Source organism: Tenacibaculum soleae, assembly GCF_030549005.1.
Taxonomy (GTDB): Bacteria; Bacteroidota; Bacteroidia; order Flavobacteriales; family Flavobacteriaceae; genus Polaribacter; species Polaribacter soleae.
The window spans coordinates 182422-193972 of record NZ_JAUOSW010000001.1; the positions used below are offsets into that span (position 1 = coordinate 182422).

General features: G+C 31.9%; 5 protein-coding genes. 2 read left to right on the top strand and 3 right to left on the bottom strand.

Going from position 1 to position 11551, the window contains the following annotated elements:
* Nucleotides 1-22 precede the first annotated feature (22 nt).
* From sov to Q4586_RS00815, 3 genes are read right to left on the bottom strand one after another with little or no spacing between them, the layout of a single operon-like run.
* Complete coding sequence (gene sov / locus Q4586_RS00805; protein ID WP_303525461.1) at nucleotides 23-7165, bottom strand: T9SS outer membrane translocon Sov/SprA; 7143 nt, start codon at nucleotides 7163-7165, stop codon at nucleotides 23-25.
* 5 nt (nucleotides 7166-7170) lie between these two features.
* Complete coding sequence (ruvA, locus tag Q4586_RS00810) at nucleotides 7171-7752, bottom strand: Holliday junction branch migration protein RuvA (RefSeq protein WP_068701700.1); 582 nt, start codon at nucleotides 7750-7752, stop codon at nucleotides 7171-7173.
* Nucleotides 7753-7805: 53 nt separating this feature from the next.
* On the bottom strand, nucleotides 7806-10082 hold the full coding sequence (locus tag Q4586_RS00815; RefSeq protein ID WP_068701702.1) for an NADP-dependent malic enzyme: 2277 nt from the start codon (nucleotides 10080-10082) through the stop codon (nucleotides 7806-7808).
* 133 nt (nucleotides 10083-10215) lie between these two features.
* On the opposite strand from Q4586_RS00815, the gene Q4586_RS00820 reads away from it, so the two are divergent.
* A complete protein-coding gene (locus Q4586_RS00820) occupies nucleotides 10216-10827 on the top strand; it encodes a PAS domain-containing protein (RefSeq protein WP_068701704.1) in 612 nt (203 codons plus the stop codon).
* A gap of 73 nt (nucleotides 10828-10900) precedes the next feature.
* Complete coding sequence (locus Q4586_RS00825; RefSeq protein ID WP_303525468.1) at nucleotides 10901-11527, top strand: PAS domain-containing protein; 627 nt, start codon at nucleotides 10901-10903, stop codon at nucleotides 11525-11527.
* Nucleotides 11528-11551 lie beyond the last annotated feature (24 nt).

An 11551-nucleotide genomic window follows, 5' to 3' on the forward strand; every position in this document is an offset into this window, starting at 1 on the left:
TTCTATTTTTATTGTGTTTATTTTAATTTCCTAAATTGTATATTATATTAATTCCTGCATTGATTGACTGTCTCGGAAATGTAGTTGACACCGCATATTGAAACGTTTGATGGTTATAATAAAACGACGCCGTTAAACTACTACTTAAATTGTAATCTGCTATAAATTTTAATCCAAATAAATTTTCTCCTCCTGTTATTTGACTATTTTCTTCATCAACACTTCGTATTAGAGTTAAATTATCTCTTAGCGAAATATCTGCTCTTAAATTAATATCTCCTTTTAATGTTTCTTTTTTACCTGTAAATCGAGTTACAAATTTAACATCTCTAATCTTATATCCAAACCCAATAACATATTCTGTTCCTTTAATATCGGTTAATGTGTTATTATTAAAGTTTAATGTTAAACTTCTATCTTTTCTTATTTCTCCTTTAAATGAAAATGAATTTTTCATTCTAAAATCTACTTTTACTAATGGCGAAAATTCATCTATTAAAGTTGCTGACGAAAGTAATAGTTCTGATTGATAATTACCAGAAGTATTTGTATTTGTTGGTGCAGATAAATCATATTGGAGATTATTTGTATAATTTCCGATAGTATAGGATGATTTATACCCATGTGATAAGGTAAAAGAAGAAAATGTTTTTTTGAACCACTTATTCTTCATAAAGCCATTAAAACGTAATGTCCAATTAGGTATTGGTATGTTTTTAAACATACCAGTACTTACAGAACTAGCATTATTACCAGAATATGCCGCTATAAAAGCTGGTAACATGGCTTGTTGCCCTGTTGTTTTATATCCTGACCCTCCTGGAGTGTTTGGTAAACCAGAGGCTGCGGACAACCTGTTTGAAATGGTTGTTCGATTATCTAAGAAATTTTGGTATAAAACTTCACTATCAGTAAAAGCTGTTCCTAACATAAAATGACTAATACTATAATTACCTGTTTCAAAGGCCTTAATATTAGGGTCTTGATGAAAACCTCCATTTCCATCAGAAATTACATCTAATTGTTGATTTAAATTACTGGTTTGAATACGGTTTCCTCGTAAATCAACAGTTAGTGTTTTAAATGGTTTTACTGAAATGTTATAATCTAACTTTTTATATCTTGTTTTACCGTAATTTTTACTGTAATATGGTTGATTTTCATCAGTTTGACTTGTTCTTGTTACCAACCACCCGTTTTCAATTGCTTTGTTTAAAATATCTGTTTGACTACCAAACACAAAGCCTAAAGTTGGTGCAGCCCCTCCTCCATAATTATTTCTTCCTAAAAAACCTACTGATGGTTTATATCCTTGTAACAGGGTTCCGTTATTTTGAGTGTAACTAATTTTCGCTCTTTTTACTGAGGTTAATACATCGTACATCCCTTTCATCACTTTATGACCAAAAGAAGCATTCCTTTTTAATTTTGCTTTTTGTTTTGATGCTTTAGCTCCTAAAGTAGCTGCTCCTTTTTTCGCAACTTTCTTTTTGGTTCCTTTTAACAACAACTTATCTAGTTTCAACGTTTTGTAAAAACGTCCAAAATCAATATTAGTATTTAAATTGTGTGTATTGGCATTTTGTATCATATTACCTACCACATCAGTGTAACTTATATTTTGTCCGTTAGGTAACTCTAAACTACTTTGAGAACTTGCTTTCCAATCAAAATCAGCATTATATCCATAATCCGCACTTAAAAAGCTTAAATACGGCAACTTATTAAGTGGTAATTTATAAGTTGCATTTAACTTTTGATGATAATTATCAGGCCTACCAACTGTAAAAAACTGATCGTAAACTTCTAATTCATTTTGCCCAAAATTATCATAAATATGATTATTTGTTGCGTTAAAATTTAATTGTAATGATTTAGTTAAATCAAAACCAATCGTATAATCCCAATTAAATAAAAATCTACGTTGAATGAGTTCTGGTTGTGCTGTTAAACCCTCTATTAAGTTTCTTGATTGTTGTGAATTATAACTTCTATTAATTCGAGAATTTAATGCAATTGTTTTGGGAACTGGATTAAAATTTAAATCTTTTATAAATCGTAGATATTTACTGCTAAACGTTTTCGATTTTTTAAAAGGCTCAATAACAAAAGGTTTAAAATTAAAGTTATAACTCGCCCCTGCCATTACATTTTTATTTTCGAATTTTTCAATATTATAGTCCTTATGAAATTCTTCGCTATGTGCATACGAAACCGAAAAATTTTCTACATCATAAAACTTAGGTTTTTTTGTGCTTTTCGGATTTTTATTCTTTTTAACATTAATAAAGCTAATACTTTTTCTTCGCGTATAATCTTGTGCGTTTTTGCTATTTGGGTTTTTATCTAGCGCGTCTTCTAATTTAACATCCTGAAATTGTGGATCATACTTAGGGTCTCTAAACTCTTCTCCATAACTATAACTCATTGGAACTTGTAAATTCCAGTTTTTAGGCATCATTTTTCCTAACTGAACATTAGTTGCAACGCTGTATTGTTTAATTTCTTCGATGCTTCTTTGCTGCACACGATCTTCAACATTACCAAAACCTATGGTAGACATTCTACCTGCTAAAGATACATCCATAACATCAGCTAAGTTTGCATCTGCATTTACAACGGCTGCCCAACCACCTTTATTGTCAAAACCTACGGCACGCAATTCATTAAACCAAACTTCAACTGTTTTATCTGAATTTGATACGTTTTTAGCTCCTAGCATTACTGTTCTTATTTGGGCTAAAGTAGGGTTTCCTTTTACTGATATTTTTAATCCGTTTGAACTTGTTCCTGAAAAAATATCGGTAATACTTGTTCCTGTACCTGTTGGTCTTTCTATTTTTAAGTTTGCTAATTCTTCTAACGGTACTTCTAAATTGTTAATTTCTGGCCAAACATCTAATGAAGTAGTTCTTTCAGTTGATAATATTAATGGTTTTTCGATTTCATAATAATTATCATTCAAGTCGGTTCCTAACCTTACAATAGCAACCACATCTCCGTCTTGTGTACTTGCTGTACTAGGTTTTTCGGCATGTAAAAACATACGTAAACTTTTATACCTACGCATATCAATACTTATATTTTTAAAAATAGTTCGTACTTCATCAGCAGGTAAATCTGTTGCTTTTAAAGTTACCGATTGTTCATTTTGACGTTGAATTCTATTAGTCCCTTGCAATTGTTCTCTTTGAATACCTGGAGGAAGTTTATAAATTTCTTGATTTTGCTCTATACTTACAACCCCAACTTCAAACTTATTAAGCTGCGTATTATCTAAATCTGCAGGTACGCCTGTATTTGGTAATGTTTTTGTATATCTACGCCAATCTCCTCTTACCAATTCTAATTCTCCAAATCTTAAAACAACAGGAATTTTAAATTGCGAAAGAAACATTCGTATAAAACGAATGCTATTAAAATCTGTAATTCCATTAATTTTTTGAGCGTCAACCACATTTCTAACTGGAATTCTAAACTGATACCATGTTGTGTTTCTAGATGCTCCATTAACTAATGTAATCGGTTCACTTTTCACATCGATAATATGATTTCTACCTAATTGTAAATCACTTTTATTTAATGAAACCTCGTACTCAAAATAACTGTTTACGGGATTCATTGTTTGGTCTTTATTGATATCTTCTACATCTGGGTATGCTGTTGATGATGTAGGGTAAGATTCATTTGACTGACTTGCTGTAGGCGAGTTTCCTTGTGTACCGTTAAAATTTTTATACCTTGATAATACCGAAGAGCTTGATGCTATAGCACCACCTCTAAAATATTGAAAATTATCTCCTGCTGGGTCATCTAAAGAAGCAAATGCTGGATATTTTATTTTTTCTTCTGCATCAGTTAAACCATCTAAACCTATATCTTGCTGCCTTCTTGCATCAGGGCTCGAATCAAAAGCGTATAAAATTGAAGGATTTATTGGTGTATTACCCCAGGTTGTTTCGTTTACATTGGCACCATCAACTTTATCTCCATCAGTAGGCAAACCGTTTTCATATTGTTTTCTTCCGTCTTTTAATATATCTTCAGATACATTTCCTAGATTTATAAATAATTTCCCTACATGGTTACTTGGGTCCTGAGGGTCAACACCTACTGGCACCCCTTCTTCTTGTCTAATTGAGTAGTTTTCATAAGGATCCATTAACCAAAACTGAATATACTCAACATTTGCTTGTTCAAAATTATTAGTTGTTAATGAACGCATAATTCCTCCCCAACGCTCTTCGGGAGTTACTGAACTTGCATTTGCATTATAGTTATATGGTCCTCTTTCAGACGGATAATAGGCCAAGTCTAATGTTCTTACTAAGTTTTGTTGCGTAATATCTAAATCTGTATTTGGAAATAATTCGTTGTAACGTATTTGGCGCACCTCATTTCGTGACAGTTCATTTTCATCAATACTGTTTGGTCTATTTCCGCTACCGTAAAATAGTTGATCTATATTATACCATGCTATTTTACCTCTTTTATAATTATATGTTAAATCACCTGCACCTCCGTTAAACCCTTGTGATTCGGGTGTACTTGCTAAAAACCATTGTTGTGGTGAGCTTAAGTTTATCGGTATTTGAGAGGCTTCAAAATCATCTAAATATGAAGTTGCTGTACCGTCTACATTAATTCCGCTTGGCGATCCTGGTAATAAATATGCCATATCTGCTCTAACAGATACATTTGACGGAGCGTCGGTTTCAACAAATGGCAGCCTATTCGCTAATTTTGTTAAATAAGGTACTTCTGCTGAGTAATCTAGGTTTAATCCTAACATTACATTATCAATCGGTTCTCCTCCAAAATTTACTTTTGGGGTAATTGGTTTTTCGCTTACATTTAAAAATGTTCCACCTAAGATAAACTCTTCAGAAAAGCGATGTTCTACATCAATACCAATAAAGGTTTTTTGTTGTTGACTAAATAGAGTATTGCTTTCAGTTGTTGCGTTAATTGGTACTCCTGAAGCTTCTAATCCTGGATCTAAAATTTGTACACGCCCTAATTGGTAATCTACCACATAATCTATCCCCTCAACCAATTGTCGTCCTCCTGCTGTTACCTTTACAGAACCTCTAGGAATATTAAAGCCTCCTAAAGAAATTCCTCTACTAGTTTCTGATTTAAAATATCCTTTTAAAAAGAATTTATCTTTATTTTGATACTCGTTTTTAGCTTGAATTTTGGTAGTTAAATATAGTTCTTCGAAAAGATATTTATCTTGATCGACTGTACTGGTTAGTACATTTTTTAAATCGCTTCCAAATGGCTCGGGATCTGGAAACAACACGTACCCTCTTTCAGAATTTACAGTAACTCCATCTACATAATCAAAAAAACCATCTCCCTTTGGTACAGCATACTCACTTTGATCTAATTTATCTAAATTAAATATACGTAACAGTGGCTTTTTTCTAACTTGTTTATCTTCATCTGGATCATTTTTATCAGTTTCTGCCTTTTGTAGTGTATTTTGTAGTGTTCCTGTTTCATCATCACGATATAATAACTCAAAACGAAATCCTTCACGTTGTAAAGGAGAGGCTCCTAATGCATAAACATTTTTCATCATTAAACGCCATGTAGGAAAACCTTCATCTTCATTAGTAACCGTGTTTTTTCTTGTTGTATTTAAAATTTCACTACGTAATAATTTTACCACTAAATTTGATGGTGCTACGACTCCATCATTAGAAAACTCTCCTACTTTAAATACTGTTTCTCCTCCTGATGCTCCAACAGCAGTATATTCATAAGCAACAGCTAAAACTTCGCCGTCATTTAATCTTCTATTTAAAGAGATAAAACCTAATTGCGGATGTAACCTAAATTCATTAGCTTGTAATTTTCTTGCATTTTGAAGATAAGAATAGTTAAACCCTTGGCGAGCTGGCATGATGGTATTAATAGCCGAATCTACAGTAGCAACATCTCTAATACCTCCTGTAGTGGTTGCTAATAAAGAGTTTAAATTATTTACCCCGTTATATGGTAATACCTTGGAATTTGCTGAGATAGGACTGGGAACGGTATTTACCTCGTTTGGATTTACTTTGTTTACGTCATTAGATTCTCCTATATCGGCAAGACCTACAATACTACGATAATCAGTAACATTTTGAGTTCTATTGGTTATCCAAACCTCTACTCTTGTAATGTTTATAGGGCTATTTACTAAAGGATAATTACTTAAGGCATCTGTATAGTTTTCTCTAAAATATTGTGCTAAAAAAAAGTGACGGTCATTATCATAATCAGAGGCTCTTAACTCAAACTCTTCAATGGTTGCACCTCCTTCGGCAATAACTGTTTTAGATTGCGAGTTTTGTTGTGAAAAAGCTGCGGTAACATAGGTTTTACCAAATTGCAGTTCTGTTTTTACACCAAAAAGTGTTTGCGCCCCATTTATTAATGAGTTTTTTATTGGCATACTAATATTACCTGCTTCGATATTTCTTATAATATCATCTTCGGTAGGTGTATACTCTAATTTTATAACATTTTGAAAATCAAAGGTAGATTGTGTATCATAATTTGCCGTTACCTTTAATCGTTTACCAACTTTTGCTTGTAAACTTGTACTTATTTGTTGATCAAAATCAAACGTAAAACTGCTTTGATTTTCAATAGATATTTGAGGGTTTTCATTTCGTTGATAAATTCCTCCCAATTTTATATTTACCTGCCCTGTTGGATTTACTTCAACTGTATTCCCTCCAAAAATAGATTCGAAAAACTTAGAGTTTACATAATATTTTGGTAATAGATTTTTACGAGCTTTTTTGTTTCCTTTTTTCTTAGGGTTCGTAGCATCTACCTTTTCTTTAAAATAATCTTTTAAATCATTTTTTAATCGGTACTTATCGTATTCTTCAGGTGTCATAAAAATAGGAGTACCTACATAATAATCTCCTATTTTTTCAACCATTACAAATTTATTGATTGACTTATCGTACGTTACTTGTTTTACTGTTGGGTTATTTAAAAAAAGACTCCCTTTTTGATTGCTTTTAAAATTATATTTTAAAGGTACAATTGTATCATTTTTAACAGGGTTTGTGCTATTACCCGAGGTGTTTTGTGAAAACGAAACAACACTTACCAATATAGTAAGTGTTGTAAGTAATTTATTAATAATGCTTTTTTTCAACCTTTTTATAAATTTTTCAACGCCTGTTTTATTAGTTTTTCTACACTAGCATCAGGTGTTTCTTTTAAAATATTTCCTATAACTTTATCTGCTTGTTTACGAGCAAAACCAAGTACTTCTAATGCAGATAACGCTTCTTCTTTATTTGTATTGTTTTGAATAACTGAAACTTCATCTAAATCAAAAATCTTTAGCACCTTATCTTTTAAATCAACAATAACTCTTTGAGCAGTTTTGGCACCAATTCCTTTAACAGATTGTATGACTTTTACATTTTCAGAAGCAATAGCTTGTTGTATTTCTTCAGATGTCATTGATGACAACATTGTTCGTGCAATACTTGGTCCTACTCCCGAAACCGAAATAAGTAATTTAAATATTTCTCGTTCAATCTTATTAAAAAACCCATACAGAGTATGTGCATCTTCACGAATTGATAAATGTGTATATAATAGCACATTTTCATTGTCAGGCAACAATGAAAATGTATTTAAAGAAATATGTAATAAGTAGCCTACTCCATTACAGTCTATTACTGCATGTGTAGGATTTTTCTCCACAAGTTTCCCCTTAATTTGTGTGATCATTTAATTAATTTTCAACATGCCCAAGTTAGACATTTTTTTTAGTTTAAAAATTTTTAGTTTTTATTTCCTTTATTTTGAGCATCTACCACTGCTACTGCTGCCATGTTTACCATTTCATCTACACTTGCTCCTAATTGTAAAATATGAACAGGCTTACTCATACCTAACAAAATTGGCCCGATAGATTCAACACCATCAACTTGTTTCATTAATTTGTAAGTTATATTTGCAGACTCTAAATTTGGAAAAATTAAAATGTTTGCACGTTTACCGTTTAATTTAGAAAAAGGAAATTCTTTTGCTAACAACTCTGGATTCAAGGCAAAATCTGCTTGTAACTCACCATCAACAATAACATTAGGATGGTAACGGTGTATGTATGAAACTGCCTCTCTTATTTTTGTAGAACTTTCTGCTTTTGACGATCCGAAATTAGAAAAACCTAACATAGCAATATGCGGTTTCATACCAAACATTTTTGCTAAAGAAGAGGTTAACTGGCTAATTTTTGCTAAATCTTTTGCTGTTGGATTAATATTTATAGTCGTATCTGCTAAAAACATAGGTCCTTGTTTAGTTAGCATCATATTGGTTGCTGCCACCCTTGTAACACCTTTGTCTTTTTCAATTAACTCTAACATTGGTTTTACAACCGATGGATATGACCTAGAATATCCAGTAATTAAAGCGTCAGCCTCACCAGTATTCACCATCATTGCAGCAAAATAATTACGTTCACGCATCCATTTTTGAGCCTCTAAAAAAGAAATTCCTTTGCGCTGTCTTGTTTTCCAAAAAGCCTCTGCATAACGATTTCTTCTTTCGGTTTCTTCATCTGTTTTAGGATCTATAATAAGTACCTCAGCATCAAAACCTAATTCATTTTTTAGCTCTAATATAATATCTTTTCTTCCTAATAAAATAGGAATCCCTATTTTTTCATCATGTACACGTTGTGCTGCTTTAAGCACATCTAAATGATCTGCTTCTGCAAAAACAACACGTTTTGGTGCTTTTTTTGCTCTATTATGTAGCAATCGTATTTCTTTACTTCCTGTACCTGACCGATCCATTAACTCTTCACGATATTTATCCCAATCGGTAATAGGTTCTTGGGCTACACCAGAATCCATTGCAGCTTTTGCAATTGCTGGAGGAATTTCGTAAATTAATCTTGGATCAAATGGTTTTGGAATTATATATTCTTTTCCAAAAGAAAGACTTACTTCATCATATACAATATTTACTTGTTCAGGCACTGACTGTTTTGCCAAATCTGCCAAGGCATGCACTGCTGCCATTTTCATTTCTTCATTAATTTTTTTGGATCTAACATCTAAAGCTCCTCTAAAAATAAACGGAAATCCTAATACGTTATTTACTTGGTTAGGATGATCTGATCTACCAGTTGCCATAATGATATCATCACGAGTATCTATTGCCAATTGATATTCAATCTCTGGTTCAGGATTTGCCATTGCAAAAACGATAGGATCTTTGGCCATAGAAAGTAACATTTTTGGCGTTACTACATTCCCTTTTGATAATCCTATAAAAACATCTGCATTATGCATTGCTTCTTCTAGCGTATTTACATCTTTATCTGTTGCAAATTCGGCTTTTTGTGAAGTCAAGTTATCACGGTCTTTTCTGATAACTCCTTTACTGTCGCACATCACCACGTTTTCTCTTTTTGCTCCTAAAGCTAAATATAAACGCGTACAAGATATAGCGGCGGCTCCTGCTCCATTTACTACAATTTTTATTGTTGCAATATCTTTATTAATGATTTCTATTGCATTTTTTAATGCTGCTGCTGAAATTATTGCGGTACCATGCTGATCATCATGCATTACAGGAATATCTAATTCCTCTTTTAACCTTCTCTCTATTTCAAAAGCTTCAGGTGCTTTAATATCTTCTAAGTTAATCCCTCCAAAAGTAGGAGCTATTGCTTTAACTGTTTCTACAAATTTATCAACATCTGTAGCATCAACCTCAATATCAAAAACATCAATATCAGCAAATATTTTAAACAGTAATCCTTTTCCTTCCATTACAGGTTTAGATGCCTCAGGACCTATATCTCCCAAACCTAAAACTGCTGTTCCGTTAGATATAACAGCTACTAAATTTCCTTTTGCTGTATACTTGTAAACATTGTTTTTGTCTTTAGCTATTTCTAAACAAGGCTCTGCTACTCCTGGGGAGTATGCTAACGATAAATCGTGCTGTGTTGCATACTTTTTAGTAGGTACTACTGCTATTTTTCCTGGTTTTGGTTTTGCGTGGTATAACAAAGCTTCGTGCCTTTTTCTAGAATCACTCATAGGTTCGTTGTTGTTTGTTTGAACTTACAAATATACATTTTTGTTATTTAGTTAAAACTTTAAAACATGACTAAAATCATTTTTTTAAAATAGTTTAGTATCTAATTTTGCCTTAATTATTAAAATAAAAACCATGAAAAATCCTCCAACATCAATCATCAACAAAGAAGTAAACTGGGATAAAACTCAAACAATAGTAAGTAAAACTGATATTTACGGTACTATTCTATACGCAAACAATGCTTTTACTGATGCCTGTGAATACAATGCTATTGAATTAATTGGCGAACCTCACAATATTATTAGGCATCCTGACATGCCAAAAGTTGCTTTTAAAGCATTGTGGAGCGCTTTAAAAGAAGGTAAAAATTACCACGCTATTGTTAAAAACTTAACCAAAACTGGTAAGTATTATTGGGTAATTACCGATTTTACTATTGATAAAGATGAAACTGGAAAAACCACTGGATATACAGGTCGTAGAAAAGCAGTTCCTAATAGTGTTGTTGAAAAAATAGAACCGATATATAACACTCTTTTAAAAATTGAAAAAACAAAAGGTGAACTTGCTAGTGAACTCTATTTAGATGCTTATTTAAAAGAAGAAATAGGTAAAAGTTATGACGAGTTTGTTGTTGATTTATTTAAAGAAGAATCTAAAAAAGATGAAGAAAAACAAAACGAAACTAGTAAATTTAAAAAAGGATTAAATTGGTTCTTTTTTGGAGATACCAATCCGCAATAAAAACATTCAATTTAGCTTAATATAAGACAGAATAAAATTGTAATTTCGTTCTCCCAAAAAAAGTGAACAAATTATGAAAAACCACCCTATGCGCCCCCAACAAATTCTCGATGAAGAAATAAAATGGGACAAAACACAAATTATTAGTAGTAAAACGGATGCTAACGGAACAATACTGTATATGAATGATGCTTTTGAAGCAGTATCTGAATACAATAAAATAGAATTAATAGGTGAGCCTCATAATATTATTAGGCATCCCGATATGCCTAAAGTAGTTTTTAAAGTATTATGGGAAAGTTTAAAACAAGGAGAAAACATTCATGCCATCGTTAAAAACCTTACTCGTAGCGGTAGGTATTATTGGGTAATTACCGATTTTACCATCGATAAAGATGAAAAAGGAAAAATTACAGGATATACTGGACGTAGAAAAGCATTACCTAATAGTGTTGTTGAAAAAATAGAACCATTATACAAAACACTTTTAGATATTGAAACCGCTAAAAGTGAAGCTGCTAGCGAATTGTATTTTAAAGCATATTTAAAAGAAGAGATTGGTAAAAGTTACGATGATTTTGTTGTTGATTTATTTGAAGATGAATCAAAAAAAGAACAAAACACTAATAATACTAGTGAACCTAATAAATTGAAAAAAGGTATAAATTGGTTTTTCTTCGGAGACACAAATCCTAAATAAAAAAACAGCCTTTTTTTAAAGGCT

Coding starts and splice junctions, on each gene's coding strand:
- ruvA (WP_068701700.1), bottom strand. CDS start 7,752: ATGATCACACAAATTAAGGGGAAACTTGTGGAGAAAAATCCTACACAT.
- Q4586_RS00815 (WP_068701702.1), bottom strand. CDS start 10,082: ATGAGTGATTCTAGAAAAAGGCACGAAGCTTTGTTATACCACGCAAAA.
- Q4586_RS00820 (WP_068701704.1), top strand. CDS start 10,216: ATGAAAAATCCTCCAACATCAATCATCAACAAAGAAGTAAACTGGGAT.
- Q4586_RS00825 (WP_303525468.1), top strand. CDS start 10,901: ATGAAAAACCACCCTATGCGCCCCCAACAAATTCTCGATGAAGAAATA.